13 protein-coding genes, 1 tRNA gene and 1 pseudogene are annotated in these 16,321 nt (G+C 49.7%); 7 read left to right on the top strand and 8 right to left on the bottom strand.

Going from position 1 to position 16,321, the window contains the following annotated elements; translation table 11 throughout:
- Positions 1-137: 137 nt before the first annotated feature.
- Positions 138-1,004: an orotidine-5'-phosphate decarboxylase gene (gene pyrF / locus HZA49_01315; GenBank protein ID MBI5778081.1), complete on the top strand. Its 867-nt coding sequence runs from the start codon at positions 138-140 to the stop codon at positions 1,002-1,004.
- Between the two features lie 27 nt (positions 1,005-1,031).
- Here the strand turns inward: pyrF and HZA49_01320 are convergent, their stop codons facing one another.
- Complete coding sequence (locus HZA49_01320; GenBank protein MBI5778082.1) at positions 1,032-2,777, bottom strand: TIGR03545 family protein; 1,746 nt, start codon at positions 2,775-2,777, stop codon at positions 1,032-1,034.
- A gap of 130 nt (positions 2,778-2,907) precedes the next feature.
- Positions 2,908-3,498 carry a TIGR03546 family protein gene (locus HZA49_01325; protein ID MBI5778083.1) on the bottom strand — a complete coding sequence of 197 codons (591 nt, stop codon included), beginning with the start codon at positions 3,496-3,498 and terminating at the stop codon, positions 2,908-2,910.
- A gap of 246 nt (positions 3,499-3,744) precedes the next feature.
- Between HZA49_01325 and HZA49_01330 the strand changes: the two genes are divergently transcribed.
- Entirely contained in the window at positions 3,745-4,635 is an 891-nt protein-coding gene (locus HZA49_01330; protein ID MBI5778084.1) for a diguanylate cyclase, read from the top strand.
- Between the two features lie 152 nt (positions 4,636-4,787).
- Here HZA49_01330 and HZA49_01335 read toward each other — a convergent pair whose 3' ends face one another.
- Positions 4,788-6,230 carry a TldD/PmbA family protein gene (locus HZA49_01335; GenBank protein ID MBI5778085.1) on the bottom strand — a complete coding sequence of 481 codons (1,443 nt, stop codon included), beginning with the start codon at positions 6,228-6,230 and terminating at the stop codon, positions 4,788-4,790.
- A 694-nt stretch (positions 6,231-6,924) separates the two neighbouring features.
- Here HZA49_01335 and HZA49_01340 point away from each other — a divergent pair.
- Together HZA49_01340 and HZA49_01345 are read left to right on the top strand one after the other, a co-directional pair.
- Positions 6,925-7,350 (top strand): metallopeptidase family protein, encoded by a 426-nt coding sequence (locus HZA49_01340; protein MBI5778086.1) that lies wholly within the window; start codon positions 6,925-6,927, stop codon positions 7,348-7,350.
- A gap of 188 nt (positions 7,351-7,538) precedes the next feature.
- Entirely contained in the window at positions 7,539-8,033 is a 495-nt protein-coding gene (locus HZA49_01345) for an ORF6N domain-containing protein (GenBank protein MBI5778087.1), read from the top strand.
- A gap of 889 nt (positions 8,034-8,922) precedes the next feature.
- On the opposite strand, the gene HZA49_01350 is transcribed toward HZA49_01345, so the two are convergent.
- From HZA49_01350 to HZA49_01365, 4 genes and pseudogenes are all read right to left on the bottom strand, one after another.
- Positions 8,923-9,525 carry a hypothetical protein gene (locus HZA49_01350; GenBank protein MBI5778088.1) on the bottom strand — a complete coding sequence of 201 codons (603 nt, stop codon included), beginning with the start codon at positions 9,523-9,525 and terminating at the stop codon, positions 8,923-8,925.
- Positions 9,526-9,784: 259 nt separating this feature from the next.
- A pseudogene (locus tag HZA49_01355) lies at positions 9,785-9,862 on the bottom strand (zinc-ribbon domain-containing protein).
- Positions 9,863-9,867: 5 nt separating this feature from the next.
- Positions 9,868-12,384, bottom strand: a complete 2,517-nt coding sequence (gene gyrA / locus HZA49_01360) for a DNA topoisomerase (ATP-hydrolyzing) subunit A (protein ID MBI5778089.1) — start codon at positions 12,382-12,384, stop codon at positions 9,868-9,870.
- 163 nt (positions 12,385-12,547) lie between these two features.
- On the bottom strand, positions 12,548-13,117 hold the full coding sequence (locus tag HZA49_01365) for an HAD family hydrolase (GenBank protein ID MBI5778090.1): 570 nt from the start codon (positions 13,115-13,117) through the stop codon (positions 12,548-12,550).
- Positions 13,118-13,172: 55 nt separating this feature from the next.
- Here HZA49_01365 and HZA49_01370 point away from each other — a divergent pair.
- Positions 13,173-13,246 (top strand) — tRNA-Met (locus tag HZA49_01370).
- A 140-nt stretch (positions 13,247-13,386) separates the two neighbouring features.
- Here the strand turns inward: HZA49_01370 and HZA49_01375 are convergent.
- The gene (locus HZA49_01375) at positions 13,387-13,575 is read right to left on the bottom strand and encodes a hypothetical protein (GenBank protein ID MBI5778091.1); all 189 of its coding nucleotides are present in this window, start codon (positions 13,573-13,575) and stop codon (positions 13,387-13,389) included.
- Positions 13,576-13,813: 238 nt separating this feature from the next.
- Between HZA49_01375 and HZA49_01380 the strand changes: the two genes are divergently transcribed.
- On the top strand, positions 13,814-14,821 hold the full coding sequence (locus HZA49_01380; protein ID MBI5778092.1) for a DUF21 domain-containing protein: 1,008 nt from the start codon (positions 13,814-13,816) through the stop codon (positions 14,819-14,821).
- A 77-nt stretch (positions 14,822-14,898) separates the two neighbouring features.
- A complete protein-coding gene (gene tig / locus HZA49_01385) occupies positions 14,899-16,188 on the top strand; it encodes a trigger factor (protein ID MBI5778093.1) in 1,290 nt (429 codons plus the stop codon).
- Positions 16,189-16,321 lie beyond the last annotated feature (133 nt).

Here is a 16,321-nt window from a genome sequence, read left to right on the forward strand (position 1 = left end):
TTATGGCGCCAAAAGACACTAAAAGAGAACACGAATCAGACGAATACTACGAATAAGACGAATAGGAATTATTCGTGTGATTCGTTCCATTCGTAATATTCGTGTTAAAGTATTTATGGTGAAAGAAAGGTGTGTTTATGCATAATTTTGCTGATAGATTGATTGATGCCATCCGCCGGAAAAAGTCCTGCGTCTGCGTGGGTTTAGACCCGCGCCTGGACCTGATTCCGGCTGAGATTACTTCAAAGAACAGCGCGCCGGCTGACGCCATCTACCAATTCAATAAGGCCATTATTGATATTATCAAGGATGATGTTGTGGCGGTCAAACCCCAATCAGCTTTCTATGAACAATACTACGCCGCCGGCGTCAAGTGTTTCTTTGATACCATGGACTATGCGCGCCAAAAAGGACTGATAGTCGTGGCCGATGTTAAGCGTTCTGACATTGCTTCGACTGCCGAGGCATACGCCCGGACCTTTCTCAAGGATTCGCCGGCTGATGCGATTACGGTCAATCCATATCTGGGCATTGACTCGCTTGAGCCGTTTATCAAACTCTGTGATGAGCAGGGACGGGGATTGTTCGTGCTGGTCAAGACCTCGAATCCCGGGTCAAAGGACTTCCAGGATGCGCTTCTCAAGGACAACCGGAAACTCTACGAACTGGTGGCGGAAAAAGTAGGGGACGCCGGCCGGAAATTAACAGGCAATGAGGGCTATTCATCCGTCGGCGCCGTGGTCGGCGCGACATTCCCGGCCGAGGCCAAGGCCATCAGGCAAATAATGCCAAAATCCATCTTCCTGGTGCCGGGCTATGGAGCCCAGGGCGCCAAGGCGGCCGACCTCAAGGATTATTTCAACAAGGGCGGCTTAGGCGCCATCATCAACGCCGCCAGAAGCATCACCTATGCATATAAAGACCCAAAGGCAACTAATTGGCAGGACGCAGTCAAACAGGCGGTTAAGGAAATGAACAAAGAGATTAATGGGGTGATTCGCTAAGCTTTATAAGGCGTCAGTGGTGAGAATTTACTTCTTTTCCTTGGCCTGTTTAGCCATATCATTAATGGCGTCGGAGTGGCCCTTGGTCAGAGCGTCAAGCGCCCCCTTTTTGGACTGTAATTTCTTTAGCAGGGCGTCCTTTTGCGGGTCGATGGACTGGTTGAGTTTCTGGCGCACGGATTTTTTAACCTCTTCGGACTGGGCGCCAATCATGTTTTTGACTACATTGGCCATAATGTCATCAGCCGTGGAATTAATCTTGAATTTCATCCGGCCTTTTTCCATGGTGATAATTCCGGTTATCTTCAAGTCCTTGGTGGTGGAGATGGTCTGGGCAATCTGCCTGGCCATTTCATCCTGCTTGATGTCCTCCGGCGCGAAGACCAGATTCTTGGGCAGGATGTTCATGACTATTACCATCTTGTCGCCTTCACTGGTGAGCGTTGCCTCAACATTAGCCGTGCCTGAAGCCACCTGGGACGGCAGGAGCGACGATGATGACCGGGTCAGCCGCACGCCTTTGATATCCAGATTCCGGATATTGAGTATGGCGCTGTCGTGGCTGATGGATTTGGTATGGTCCAGGACCGCCTCAAGGTCAAAGTCAGGGACCGTGCCTTTCATGGAAATAGTGGCCGGCTTGCCGTAGAGCCGGGGATTGGATGAAAATCCTTCTGCCTTGCCTGAGAATTTCAGTTCGTCAGAGCTGGTTGAGATGGATGCGACCTTGAGCAGGAATCCCGGGTAACTGTGGTCCCTGGGGAATTCCACGTCAATGCCCTTGAATCTCTGCTTCTTAAGCAGCGCCTGTTTCTCATCATCCGAAACCGAAGGCACGGGCATATAACTCTTGGCGATATTCAGCCAGTAAAGCACGCTGGTCATCCGGCCCAGCCAGACCTCGCCGAAGAGCATCTTGGCGATGTCGTCCTTGTTGAGGTCCTTGGCGCCGGGTATGGAATTGACGATGTTGAGATAGTCCTGTTCCTTGAGATTGTCGATATTCTTGATGGCGCCGGAGATGTTATTGAAATCCGTTTGGGTGGTTTTGTCGGTCTTGGCCAGTTCGTCCTTTAACTGGTCCACATCCTTTTTGATATCAACCAGTTTCTTCAGTTCCTTCTTGAGCTTGGTTGGGTTCTTTTCCTTCAGGTCCACCGAATCCAGTTGTTTCTTTATCTCGGCCAGCCGGGGCGTGACATTGAGATTATTGATGGCCTGTTCGTCGGCCAGGCTTCTGGTATCCAGTTCGGCCTCGGTTTTAGTGATATGGGGCGGTGTGGCCAGCTTGGCAGAATTGACCGCTTCATCCACATTGACCTTTTCCTTGGACATCTGGACAATCGGGATGGAGTTGATTTCGTCCTGAATCATCTTGGCCGTGGCTGATTGCTCTTCGGTCTGGGGTATTGGTTCTGCGGCGATTTTGCCTGAGGTGGTCCGTTTAGTATTGCGCATGATGCAGTCCACGGCCATTTCGTTGATGACTATCTTCTTCTCCAGCAAAGCCGGCCAGTCCATCTTAAACCGGATGTCCTTGATTTCAATCAGGTTCTGGAACTCGTTATCAGAGCTGGCTACCTGCAGGCCGCCGGCCCGGAGGAAGAGTTTCAGGAAGCTCAGCTGAAAACGGGCTATCTCAACCTGGGCGCCGATAATCTTGCTGCCGACCGACTCAATGACGTTCTTTATCAGCCCGTCCGCGAAGACGAATCCGAATACGGCTATGATAATGAAGATAACCCCAAAAACAATGATGCCTCTCCAACGCATAAGAATTCTTTACAACCCCGAAATTATCGGGACTCCGTTGCGACTCCGCGGGATTAAACAACCCCCTTTTATTCCCCCTTTGTTAAGGGGGACTGCGGGGGTTGTTACTCAGTTTAATCCCGTTAGCTACTTATCCTTTAGTTCCGCCGCCGGTCAGGGTATTGATTTTATCTCCGGCGGACTTGACCTTGTTAACCAGCGCATTGGCCTTGGTTATTTTAATATACCAGTTATAGGGCCGGCTGGCCTTTACGCCCTTAACGAATCTGGTGTTCTCCAGTTTGGGTATCAGTTGAGCCCGATAATAGATGATGCCCTTTTCCGAAAACCGCAGGTTCGGATAGAATAATGCCAGCGAGATAGTAACGCTGCCTAATAACACGGTGTTATTGAATCCGGTCAGCGGCACCAGCGGCATATTATAGAGCATGGTCCAGAGCGGCCTGAGGAATTCCATCTGGACCAGGAGCAGATATCCGAGCATATGCGCGGCCGGGTCAACCAGGAATGACAGCAGTCCGAACACGACCGATGAGAAGATAAATGCCGAGACATTGACCCGGATGATGCAGATTAACAGCAGCACCAGCAGGTTGTGGAGCGAGAAGGTCGGGGTCAGGCCGACAATCATCCCGAAGGCGATTCCGCCGGCTATCTGCTTGGGCGAGATTTCGCCGTTGAGTAGCTTGTATAAACGATTGAGTATCTTCCAGGTGAACATATGCAAAATTCTCCGACAGAATCTATTCCCCTCCCTTGATGGGAGGGGTTAGGGGAGGGTGATTACCTTGCTACCCCTCACCCTGTCCTCTCCCACAAGGGGAGAGGGGGGATGTTTCTTTTAATAGTTTTGTTAGATTTTCTAAATATAGATTCAAATGCCATTCCTGTCAAACATATAGCAGCGAGAATATCTTGACAGGCAGTCCGGAGCCAGGTAATATTTTAGCCAACAGGAGACGCTTTTATGATTGGCACAAAATTCCTAAGTCGGCAGCCCAAATGGCTGGTGTTCATCTTAGGACTGTTGGTTATTGCCGTAATCCATATAATTGATTATTCTTCAGTGAAGGGAATGGTCTTCTCGCCCTTTTATCTCCTGCCGATTTATTTGGCCACCTGGTTTGTTGGCACCTGGGCCGGCATTGTTATGTCCGTGGTCAGCAGTATTTCCTGGCTGGTGCACGATGTGAACGAGGGCTATGCTTACGCGGGCCCGGTTATTACTTACTGGAATATGGTGGCCCGGCTCCTGCTATATTTTATTGTGACCCATATCCTGTCGGCGCTCAAGGCATCTTTGCATCATGAGAGAAGATTAGCCCGTTCCGATAACCTGACTGGGGTGTCCAACAACCTCGACTTCACCGAAATTACCGCTAATATGATGGCCAGGGCCAATCAGGAAAAGAAACCATTGAGCGTGGCGTTTCTGGATGTGGATGATTTCAAATCCATCAATGACCGGTTCGGCCACAGCGCCGGTGATAAACTATTGCGACTGGCAGCTGAGGCCATCAGGAAGAATATCCGGCCGACCGACCTGGTCTCCCGCAACGGCGGGGATGAATTCGTGATACTCATTGCCGACAGCGGGGCTGACGAGGCGCGCGAGATTGTCCAGCGGGTCAACCGCGGCCTGTTGTCCGCAATGAAAGAGAATAAATTTGATACCACCTTCAGCATCGGACTGGTCACCTGCAATACCATGCCCTGTTCTCTCGACGAGATGCTTAAATTAGCCGATAACCTGATGTATCAGGCCAAGGCCGGCGGTAAGAATTCTATTAAGAGCGATGTCTTCGGGGATAAATCTTGCGCGCCGGAAAAGGCAATTGTAACCACGGGTAAGAATTAGAAGGCAACCACGAATAGACACGAATAAACACCAATAATTAATTATATCAAGGTATTTTTCGTGTGTATTAGTGTTAATTCGTGGTTACGAAGTTTTTCTGTGGTTAGAAGTTCTTCCCGCATCCGGTATCTTGCATCTGGTATCTCCTCGACTTATTTTACCCCGACATTGACATTCCTGAACCGGGTCGGCGCGCAGCCGTGCGACATCTCAGCCGTCTGCATCGGTTCGCCCTTGCCGCAATTGGGCACGCCCCAAAGCACCCAGTGCCTGTCATTGCAGATGGCGTCGCAGGAGTTCCAGAATTCCGGCGTGATGCCCTGGTAATTCGGATGTTTTACCATCCGGGTCTTCTTGCCGTTCTTTATTTCCCAGCCGATTTCGCAGCCGAACTGGAAATTCAGGCGCATCTGGTCGATGCTCCAGGACTTGTTGAAATCCATATAGATGCCGTCCTTGGTGTCTTTTATCAGGTCGTCCAGTTCCCAACTGCCCGGCATCAGCGAGATATTATTGTTCCGGGTCATCGGGATGCGGCTGAACCCGTCAGCCCGGCAGCAGCCGTTGCTCTTGTTCTCGGCGTTCTTGCCGGCCAGTTCGCGCGTGGTCTGGTATCCGCAGAACAGTCCGTTATGGACCAGATGCCATCTCTGGGCCCGGACCGCGTCATCGTCATAACCCACCGTGGCCAATCCGCCCGGCACTGTGCCGTCCGCCACCAGATTGACAATCTCAGAACCGTATTTCAGCTTGCCGAACTTCTCCTGGGTCAAAAAGCTCCGGCCGGCGAAACTCTCTTCCATGCCCAGCACCCGGTCCAGCTCGGTCGGATGCCCGGTTGATTCGTGAATCTGGAGGGCCAGTTGCGAGCCGCCCAGAATCAGGTCCTTTTTGCCGGACGGGCAGACCGGCGCCTTGAGCAGGGCCACGGCCTCCTTGCGGATGCGCTCGGCGTTGTCCACCAGATGCAGGGAATTTATCAGTTCATAACCCATGGTGCAATACTGCCCGCCGAATGAAGACGGGAACGACCGGACCTGGTTATCGCCGTTGCCCACGGCCGTGACCGAATAACCCGCGCCGGAACGCAGGAGAATCTGCTCAATGAAACTGCCTTCTGAGGTGGCCAGGTATTGGTGTTCCTTCTTGAACCCCATTCCGCAAAATGCCTGGCGGATGGCCTTGTCCTTGCGCAGGATGGCGTCTATCTTGAACAGCAGTTCCAGCTTCTCGTCCTTATTAACCGCGAACGGGTCAATCACAAATGGCGTCTGCCAGAAATCCACATAGGTCTTTTCCTTGGTCAGTTGGATATCGTCCTTCTTGAGCATCGCCGAGGCCAGGGCGATTTCAACGGCAATAGCCGCGGTCCGGGCGATGTCTTCTTTGTTGACTTTGGAAGTGGAAGCGAATCCCCAGGCGCCGTTGGCAATGACCCGGATACCCGCGCCCAGCGACTCGGCCTGGTCGAAATTAGCCACTTTGCCGTTACGGACATTGATATTCTCGTTCTTGGTCTCGATGATTCTGATATCAGCGTAGGTCGCGCCCCGGCTGTGCGCGGCTTCTAAGGCGACATTGCATAGATTTTTCATATCAAGCATCTCCTTCTATAAATAAATAAAACATTAACACGTTGACAAACAAAGTCAAGCAATATTCAATACAAAGGCGTAGAGAAGATAACACGAATGACACGAATACGGCGAATGGCACGAATAAATCAATATAATTATTCGCTATGCGCGGTCCCTCAGTGTCTCAGTAGTTAAAAGGTATTGAATTATGGACCACAAGATGACATACAAGCAAGCCCTGATACGCAGTTTGATAGTGGGCGTACTAATTTCTGTCTGCTATATTATATTATCATTTACATTGAAAGGTAAACTTGAAAGTCTATGGATTGCACTCAATGGAATCGGTATGTTTCTATCCATTGTTTGTCATATTATACCGAAATATGAGGGCGTTTTAACAACAGTAAGTCTTTGTTCTTTACCGATAATTGTCTGTCCATTATTTGGGAGTATTATCTTTTTGCTATTACGGAATAAGAAATGGCTGACCTCGTGGAGGTTTATGTCTATTTTAGCCGGGAGTTATTTGGTCGTTAATATAGTTATGACAATAATTATGTTCATACATATTTTTAATATAATGAGTCGGAATTACCCAAAGGATTAAATTTGTGTGAATCTGTGCTAATCTGTGTCCATCTGTGGTTAAAAAGTATTAAATTATTCGTGTGATTCGTTCTATTCGTGATATTCGTGTTAAGTATTTATAATGAAACGAGACGAGTTTGAGAAATTGGTGATAGACGCCATAGACAACCTGCCGGAGCAATTCAGGTCCAAGATTAAAAACCTGGCCGTGGTCATAGAAGACAAACCCAGTGAGCGGACGCATCGGATTTTGGGTTTGCCCCCTCACCCAACCTCTCCCCAGAGGGGAGAGGAGAAAGGTGAGGGGTTTAATCCGCACAGACACGATATTATATTAGGGCTGTATGAAGGCGTGCCGCTGTCCGAACGGACCCATATGTATGGCATGGTCATGCCGGACAAGATTACCATCTACAAGAAGAACATAGAGCAGGTCTGTAGCAATGATGACCAGATAAAGCAGGCCGTTATTCATACGGTCCAGCACGAGGTAGCGCACCATTTCGGCATTTCGGATGAGGAACTACGCAAGGGCGGAGTGTACTAACCACAGATTTCGCTTCGCTATCTGCGGATTTAGCTTCGCGGTCTCTGCGGAGTTCACAGATTACACAGAGGAATCCAAAGGATAAACCCTCACACCAATATATTGGTGTGGGGGTAAACCTTGCCCAAGCCAGAGAGAAATGGTAGGGTAAGAGGTAAGAGAAAGGGAATTGAAACATGAACTAATTAATGCCTATTGAGAAAATAGAGAATAAAATATTACACTTAAGGGGTAAAAAGGTAATGATTGATGAAGACCTGGCATTGCTCTACGGCGTGCCGACCAAGCAGTTAAAAAGGCAGGTCAAAAGAAATATAGAAAGATTCCCTGATGACTTTATGTTTGAATTAACCAAGCAGGAATATCGTAGCTTTTTAAGGTGCCAAATTGGCACCTCAAGTTGGGGCGGACGCAGATACCTTCCTTATGCATTTACAGAACAGGGTGTGGCGATGCTATCAAGTGTGTTAAACAGCAAGAAAGCCATACTGGTTAATATCCAGATTATGCGGGCTTTCACCAATCTCAGGCGGGAAATATTAACTTATACCGCCTTAAAACGCAAGATAGACGGAATGGAAAGGGACTATGACAGCAAGTTTAAGGTTGTATTCGTGGCCCTCAGGCAACTGATGGCGGAAGAAACCAAGCCTAAACCAAGAATCGGATTCCATAGACAGTAGTCAAAGCCCAAGGGGAAATAATAGGGTGTCAGTAACCGCAAAGCGAGCACAAAGGTTTGAGTCCTAATATCCACGGCCTGTCTTAATACCGGCTGAAGGTTTTCGCTATATAGCGGAAGGTTCCCGCTAACAAGCGCAAAGAAAGCGCTAACAAGCGGAAAGTTCCCGCTAATAAGCGCAAAGAAATCGCTATATAGCGCAAAGTTCCCGCTAACAAGCGGAAAGTTTTCGCCAACGGGCTGATTTTAACATAACCTTCTAAAACTATAGCAGTTATGCTAATAAATACCCCCTGGGGCGGAAACCTTCATCCCTGGGTCTGAACCAGTCATCCCTAGGGCTGAACCGGTCATCCCTGGGTCTGAGCCGTTCATCCCTTGGTCTGAGCCGTTCATCCCTTGGTCTGAGTCGTTCATCCCTGGGTCTGAACCAGTCATCCCTGGGTCTGAGCCAGTCATCCCTTGGGCTGAACCAGTCATCCCTGAGGCGGAACCTTTCATCCCTGGGCGGAAACTTTCATCCCTTGGGCTGAACCGGTCATCCCCCAGTCCAAGTCGTTCATCCCTGGGGACATCCCGGTCATCCTTAGGGCTGAAACTTTCATCCCTTAGTCCAATCCTTCATCCTGTGGGCTGACTCTTTCATCCCCAGGACCTCTGGATAGTCATCCGGGACTTCTGGATATACATCCAAAACCTCTGGATATACATCCGGGACCTCTGTATATATATCCGAAACCTCTGGATATATATCCGAAACTCCTGGATATACATCCGGAACATCTGGCTATATAGCCGGGACTTCTGGATATACATCCAAAACCTCTGGATAGGTATTCAAAACCATCGGAAACTGTGGCGCAAAGAAATCAGGACGGCGTTAGCGTAATTTACTTTATGCTATTTGGCAGGGCACTGTATGCCCAAATCAATGAATCAATGACTTTTTCGTCCGTAAAGTGTTTGGGTATAAATTTCTCACGGAATGCTTTGATAGATTTAGTCAATAACCCATTCTTGATAATCTTTGCGTACTCTTGACAAAGAAAAGAGTGGAAACCAGCCAATTCATCAATTTTTTGTTGGAGGGAACCACTTTTAGGTCCACTGAAAAGATAGAATTTCTTAACCAAAGAATCATAAATTGGGGATTGACGATTGATCATATGAACTAATTTTGTGACGAATGAAAACTGAAGTGACTTACGCCCATTCTTATTAGTAGGAGTATTATGTAAGGCGATTGCGAGGTCTCCAATACTTGGAAGATTGGTCAACGCCTGATGCAACGATTGAAAATAGACATTACAATATTCTTTGGACAGATGAGCGGCATTCATTCTCCAGTAATTACGGTACCTTTTTTGAAACGGGTCAGTAGTGACTCGGTCAAGGTTGTCAACTAGCCAGTCGTATTCTGTCACATGCTCTACTAGGTCTGGTCTCTGTAAAACAACACTAATGCGCTCATTGATAAGGTCATATTCATACATGTTCTTATAGTTTCATCTTACATGCTGGACATTGCTTGTTATAACTATGCCATATTGCATATATAATCCCAGGGACAATAAAAAAACATAGAAGAATAAGTGTTATCAAACAACCCTGAGCATCTATATCTCGGTTTTGAGGTGTTACTAATCTATGACAATAGGGGCATTCAACCATACCTGCTACAGGGATTATTTTATGCTGGACATTGTCTTGTTGGTTTAAAATATGGTTAGAATCTGGTGTTTCCTTGGACTTATTCAGGAATTCCCCACAGTGCTTACATTTTACCGCTTCTTCTTGAATTTCCTCAGCACAATAAGGACATTTTTTCATCTTTCTTACTCCACATCTTCCGGCGCGACGGTGGCGACCGAGACAAGTTTGTCACCCGGTTGCAACTTTATCAGCCGGACGCCCTGGGTATTGCGGCCAATAGTCCTGATGTCGGTCACCGGCATACGCATGGCTGTGCCTTTGATGGTGATGAGAATCAGTTCGTCTTTGTCGGTGACGGTCTTGAGGCCGATGACCTTGCCGTTGCGGTCTGAGGCCTTGATGTTCCTGACTCCGGTGCCGCCCCGGCGCTGTAAGCGATATTCCTCAAACGGGGTGCGCTTGCCGTATCCGTTTTCGCAGGTGGTCAGTAATGAGCCGTCTTTTTCAATCAGAATCATATCCTTGACCACGTCGCCTTTGCGGAGTTTGATGCCCTGAACTCCGTAGGTGGCCCGGCCGGTGGCGCGGACGTTTTCCTCGGCGAACCGGATGGACATGCCTTCCTGGGTGCCCAGGATGATGTGGTCCTTGCCGGATGAGACCCGGACGCCGATGAGGCGGTCCCCGCCCGAACGACCGGAGTCATTCGGTCGGGCGGGCTTGTCATCTAATTTCAATGCGATGATGCCGCCTTTTTGCGGGTTGCCGTAGTCCTTGAGTTCGGTTTTCTTGACCAGCCCGGATTCGGTGGCCATGACCAGGAATCCCTTGGTAAAGTCATTGACCGGGATGGCGTCGGTAATCTTTTCGTTCTGGTTGAAGCGGATGATGTTGACGATAGAGCGGCCCTTGGCCGTCCGGGCCATCTCTGGCAGGTCATAGACCTTGACCCAGTGGACCTTGCCGATGGAGGTGAAGAACAGGATATAGTCGTGGGTCGAGGCGATGAAGATATGTTCGGTAAAATCGCCTTCTTTCGTCTCGGCGCCGATAACGCCCTTGCCGCCCCGGGCCTGTTTCCGGTAGCTGGTCAGCGGCACGCGCTTGACATAGCCCTCGTGGCTGATGACCACGGCCACATCTTCCTTGGTGATGAGTTCCTCCAGGACGAACTCCTTGACATCGCGTTTGAGGATTTCGCTCCGGCGCTTGTCGGCGTATTTTTCTTTGAGTTCGTAGAGGTCTTCCTTGATGATGTCCAAGACCAGGTCGTTGTCGGCCAGGATGGCTTTGTAGTCGGTGATTTCTTCCTTGTGCTTTTTGATGTCGGCTTCCAGTTTCTCCCGTTCCAGTCCGGTCAGTTTCTGCAGGCGCATCTGGAGGATGGCCTCGGCTTGGATTTCACTGAGCGAGTATTTTTCTATGAGTTTGACTCGGGCCTCGTCCGGGGACTTGGAGCGCTTGATTAATTTGATGATGTCGTCGATATTATCCACCGCGATGTACAGGCCTTCTAAAATGTGCAACTCGGCTTCGGCCTTGTCCAGGAGATACTTGGTCCGGCGGCGGATGATTTCTATTCTATGGTCTTTGTAGGCCACTAATATCTGCTTGAGGTTAAGCAGCAGCGGCCGGCTGTTGACCAGGGCAATCATGATGATGCTGAAATTGTCCTGCAAGGGCGTGTTTTCATAGAGCTGGTTGATGGTAATCTGGGGCTCTTCGCCGCGCTTGATTTCCACCACGATGCGCATGCCGTCCCGGTCGCTTTCGTCACGGATGTCCGAGACGCCCTGGATGCGGTTGTCCTTGACTAATTGGGCGATGCGTTCGATAATCTTGTTCTTTTCCTGGTTGTAGGGGATTTCGGTCACGACCACATTGGTCCGGCCGCCCTTGACTTCTTCGGTGCTGATTTTAGCCCGGACCGTGATGATGCCCCGGCCGGTTTTATAGGCGTCGATGATGCCTTTGTTGCCGCAGATGGTGCCGCCGGTCGGGAAGTCCGGCCCTTTGACGATTTCCATCAGCTCTTCTATTTCCACCTCGGGTTTTTCGATGACCTTGACAATGCCGTCCACCACCTCGCCTAAATTATGGGGCGGGATGCTGGTGGCCATGCCGACGGCGATGCCGGATGAGCCGTTGCAGAGCAGGTTCGGGAACGCCGAGGGCAGGACGGTCGGCTCTTCGCGGGTCTCGTCGTAGTTGGGCACCATGTCAACCGTGTTCTTGTCCAGGTCTTCCAGCATCTTGGACGAGAAATCGGTCAGCCGGGCCTCGGTGTAACGCATAGCGGCCGGCGGGTCGCCGTCAATCGAACCGAAGTTGCCCTGGCCGTCCACTAATATGTATCGGCAGGCAAAGTCCTGGGCCATTCTGACCAGGGTCGGATAGACCACCTGTTCGCCGTGTGGGTGGTAGTTGCCCGAGGTATCGCCGGCAATCTTAGCGCACTTGCGGTGTTTGGAGCGCGGGCCGAGATTGAGGTCGTTCATGGCGATGAGGATGCGGCGCTGGGAGGGTTTCAGGCCGTCGCGCACATCCGGCAGGGCCCGGGAAACGATGACGCTCATGGCGTAGGTGAGATAGGAATTCTTCATCTCATCTTCGATGCCGATGTCCACGACCGAGGTCGGGTTGGGAAGGGCATTCTTGTCAACTGCATCCGATTCTGGCTTTTTGGAATCTTTAGACATTAATCATTCTCCGTTCTAACTACCAGATAGGCACTCGCTTCGCTCGTGCAACTATCTCCCTTCGGGCAGCACTCAAAATTTCTTGAGTGCTGGGTCGTATCTTTTCTTTAGCATATCGTAGTCCAGTACTTAACCCGAAAGGTTAAGTGCTGTCGGAATTTCATTATTGAAATTCCGATACGACAAATTTACACGCCTTTAATAAGCTGCCACTGATAAAGGCAGGTTCTTTTCTGTTTATTTCTTTTAAGGTCTTCCGTCCGTAACCGGTCAACAATAATATAAATCTGATGCGCATCTTCCGGGCCGCGCCCATATCGCGCCGGGTATCGCCGATAAAGAACGACTGTTTCGGGTCCACCCGGAAATCCCTTATCGCCTTTTTGAGCATTCCGGGCTCTGGTTTCCGGCAGTCGCAGGCCTTAGTAAAACGTTTGACAGTCCCTCTGGTCGGATGATGCGGGCAATAATAAATCCCGTCCAGCCGGACGCCATTTTTAGCCAGCAGGCCTTTTAGTTTCCGGTGGATAAGATGCAGCCCTGTTTCCGGAATCAGGCCGCGGGCAATCAGCGACTGGTTGGTTACGACAATTAATTTATATCCGGCCTGCCGGAGCAGTTTCAATGCCTCGGGGACATTTTTATACAGCCGCAACTGGGCCGGCCGGGTCAGGTCTCCTTTAATTTCGTAGTTGAGGGTGCCATCGCGGTCCAGAAAAACGGCTTTGGTCATAGATAAAAGTTGACAAACCCTCAAGTAATTAGTAAATCCCTTTAGTCAAAAATAAGCCAGGGTAGCTCAGCCCGGTAGAGCAGGAGATTCATAAGCTCCTGGTCGTGGGTTCAAATCCCACCCCTGGCATTGCCATAATCACGATAAAAAATCAATAAGCTCCTGGTCGTGGGTTTCCCGAAATAATTCCCGACATTCGTCGAGGCGGAGTTTATCCAGCTTCGGCGGGACTGCGGCTTCGCAAATCCCACCCCTGGCATTTTACCTTTCTACTTCGTCTCGCCGCCCTTGAAGATTGACAGCGCGATAGAGAACAGCAGGCAGACGATGGTGAATTCAATAAACGACCTGGCCGGTATATGTCCCAGCGGGAAGACCACGTCCAGTACCCCCATAATCATGGCCAGAAATAGTCCCAGTCCGGCGGCCACCATAAACAACAGTGCTAATGCCTTCATTGCATACCTCCTTAGAGCCAGTTAGAAGCGCAGCGACTTACTGGCTCTTATCCCGACAGTTTTTGTCGGGATTAGAGCATCGCGCGTTATCTGGTTCTTATCCCGACAGATTCGTTTCGCTCACTGCGAGCGAATGCCGGGATTACATATACTGAATAATCATATATTTCTTTGATAAAATCAAGTTTTTGTATACATAATGTAGCGCTTAAAATAGCAGTCAAGGAAGAATAAATATATGGAACTGTTTAATGTATTGCCGCCGGCGTCAATTCTGGTTATTATTGTCGGGCTGCTTATCCTGAGCGCCTGCTTTTCGGCCACCGAGATTGCCATGTTTTCGTTCCGCAAGACCAAGCTGGCCATGATGGTGAAACAGCAGAATAAAACCGCGATATTAATCCAGAAGATTCTGTCCGAGCCGGATAAGCTGCTGGGCACGATTTTAATCGGCAATAACATCGTCAATACCAGCGCCTCGGTCCTGGCCACGGCCCTGGCCCTGTATTTCTTCGGGGAAAACGGTATCTTTGTCGCCATGGTGGTCATGACCGTTATCCTGATACAATTCGGGGAGGTCATGCCCAAGGTCCTGGCTAGCCAGTACTGGGAGCGGTTCTCGTTCGCCACGGCCCGGCCGATAAGAATTCTCTATTATGTTTTTTATCCGATAAACATGCTCATCTCGGCCATCAGCCGGCTGGCATTAATGCCCTTTAATATAAAAATCCAGCACCGCAAGCCGATGATTACCAAGGAGGAGCTCAAGCACATCGTTTCGTTATCCACGGAAAGCGGGCATCTCCAGGAGTCCGAGACGTTCCTGCTGATGAATGTCTTTGAGTTTACCGACCGGCTGGTCAGCGAGGTAATGATTCCCAGGGAGAAGATGGTGGCGCTTGACATAGCTCTTCCGCCTGATAAGATAACGGAATTTATTATGGAAAGACATTATACCCGAATACCGGTTTACGAGAATGACGTGGATAACATCATCGGGGTGTTGCATATAAAAGATTATTTTAATGTGGTCTGCTATAAGGATATTATTGCCACGATTGACCTGCTGAGGAAGCCGTTCTTCGTTTCCGAGAAGGCCCGGATTAGCGAGCTCCTGAAAGAATTCCAGAAGAGACATGTGCACCTGGCGATTGTCCGGGACGACGACAATAAGACGGTCGGCCTGATTACCCTGGAAAACATCATGGAACAGATAGTCGGGGAAATCAGGGACGAACATAAGTAAAAACTTGATTTATTATGGTAAATCGTGTAAATAGTTTATTCTAAACATTCGTTTAATTTAATAGCAGGGAGAGATTAATGCAGACAGAAGTAAAAGAAATCGGTCCGTGCAAGGTGCAGATTAAAATCGAGATGCCGCCGGACAAGATTAAGGAAAAGCTGGAGGCCAAGTATACGGATTTTGTGGCCTCGGCCACGGTGCCGGGATTCCGCAAAGGCCTGGCGCCCCGCAGTTTGATTGAACGCAAGTTCGGCAAGGATATCCGGGACGAGGTCAAGAACGACCTGATAATTTCTTCCTGCGCCGATGCCTTCAAGGAGAAAAACCTCAAGCCGGTGGCTGACCCGGAAATAGATTTTGACAAGATTGTGTTTGACGAGACCAAGCCGCTGTCCTTTGACGTGGTGGTGGAGGTCGAGCCGACCATCAATCTGACCGAATACGCCGGCATCAAGGTCAAGAAAGTGCCGGTAGAAGTAACCGAGAAGGATATTGATACCGCGCTGGAGGCAATCCGCCAGCAGAACGGCGAATGGCAGGTGCTGGCCAAAGAGAAAGCCAAAAAAGGCGATATGCTGGTCTTCAGCCAGGAGACCTTCGTGGACGGCAAGCATGTTCATCAGAACGAGAATTCCACTATGATTATCGGCCAGGATGTGAAATTCTTCGGCAAGCCCTCGGCTGATATCGGCAATTCCCTGAATGATATGAAGGCGGGCGATTCCAAGGAAATCAAGATGAAGGTGCCGGATGACGCCGAGAAGGCCGAATACCGCGGTAAGGATGCCACCCTGAAAATCACGGTCAAGGAAGTCAAGCGGATTAATATTCCCAAACTGACCGAGGAATGGGCCAAGCAAATCGGATTTGAGTCCGTTAGCAAGATGAAGGAAGAGGTCAAGAAGCGGCTGCTGGTCCAGAAGGCCAAGGACGCCGAGTATAAAGTCGAGAGCCAGGTGCTGGATGCGATTCTGGAAAAGACGCCGTTCCAGTTACCGGCCAGTCTGGTTAATGAAGGCGTAAATTACACGCTACGGCGCTGGACCACCCAGATGCTCATGGAAGGGCATCCGGAAAAGGAAGTCGCGGCCGACCTGGAAAACCTGAAAGCCAAGGCCAAGGATGCGGCCGAAAGGGATATCCGAATCCAGTTTATCAGCGACCATATCGCCAAGAAAGAAAAGATATTTGTTACCGAGGACGAGGTCAGCCAGCGGATAAACGAACTGGCCGGCCGCTACCGCAAATGGCCCAATGAAATCAGGAAATATTACGAGGAGAACCATATGATGGGCCAGTTACGCACCGACATCCGCGAGGAGAAGGTCCGGAAACTGTTGAGGGAAAAAGCGGTTATTACGGATTAGTTATTAAGAGTACGTAACAAAATGAGATTGCTTCGCTTACGCTCGCAATGACAGTCATTGCGAGGAGCGAACAATGTGAGCGACGAAGCAATCTCGACATTCATTCTGTCGAACGTTCTAAGTAAAAGGAGTT

Source organism: Planctomycetota bacterium, from assembly GCA_016235865.1.
Taxonomy (GTDB): Bacteria; Planctomycetota; MHYJ01; order JACQXL01; family JACQXL01; genus JACRIK01.

Coding starts and splice junctions, on each gene's coding strand:
- pyrF (MBI5778081.1), top strand. CDS start 138: ATGCATAATTTTGCTGATAGATTGATTGATGCCATCCGCCGGAAAAAG.
- HZA49_01320 (MBI5778082.1), bottom strand. CDS start 2,777: ATGCGTTGGAGAGGCATCATTGTTTTTGGGGTTATCTTCATTATCATA.
- HZA49_01325 (MBI5778083.1), bottom strand. CDS start 3,498: ATGTTCACCTGGAAGATACTCAATCGTTTATACAAGCTACTCAACGGC.
- HZA49_01330 (MBI5778084.1), top strand. CDS start 3,745: ATGATTGGCACAAAATTCCTAAGTCGGCAGCCCAAATGGCTGGTGTTC.
- HZA49_01335 (MBI5778085.1), bottom strand. CDS start 6,230: ATGAAAAATCTATGCAATGTCGCCTTAGAAGCCGCGCACAGCCGGGGC.
- HZA49_01340 (MBI5778086.1), top strand. CDS start 6,925: ATGAAACGAGACGAGTTTGAGAAATTGGTGATAGACGCCATAGACAAC.
- HZA49_01345 (MBI5778087.1), top strand. CDS start 7,539: ATGCCTATTGAGAAAATAGAGAATAAAATATTACACTTAAGGGGTAAA.
- HZA49_01350 (MBI5778088.1), bottom strand. CDS start 9,525: ATGTATGAATATGACCTTATCAATGAGCGCATTAGTGTTGTTTTACAG.
- gyrA (MBI5778089.1), bottom strand. CDS start 12,384: ATGTCTAAAGATTCCAAAAAGCCAGAATCGGATGCAGTTGACAAGAAT.
- HZA49_01365 (MBI5778090.1), bottom strand. CDS start 13,117: ATGACCAAAGCCGTTTTTCTGGACCGCGATGGCACCCTCAACTACGAA.
- HZA49_01375 (MBI5778091.1), bottom strand. CDS start 13,575: ATGAAGGCATTAGCACTGTTGTTTATGGTGGCCGCCGGACTGGGACTA.
- HZA49_01380 (MBI5778092.1), top strand. CDS start 13,814: ATGGAACTGTTTAATGTATTGCCGCCGGCGTCAATTCTGGTTATTATT.
- tig (MBI5778093.1), top strand. CDS start 14,899: ATGCAGACAGAAGTAAAAGAAATCGGTCCGTGCAAGGTGCAGATTAAA.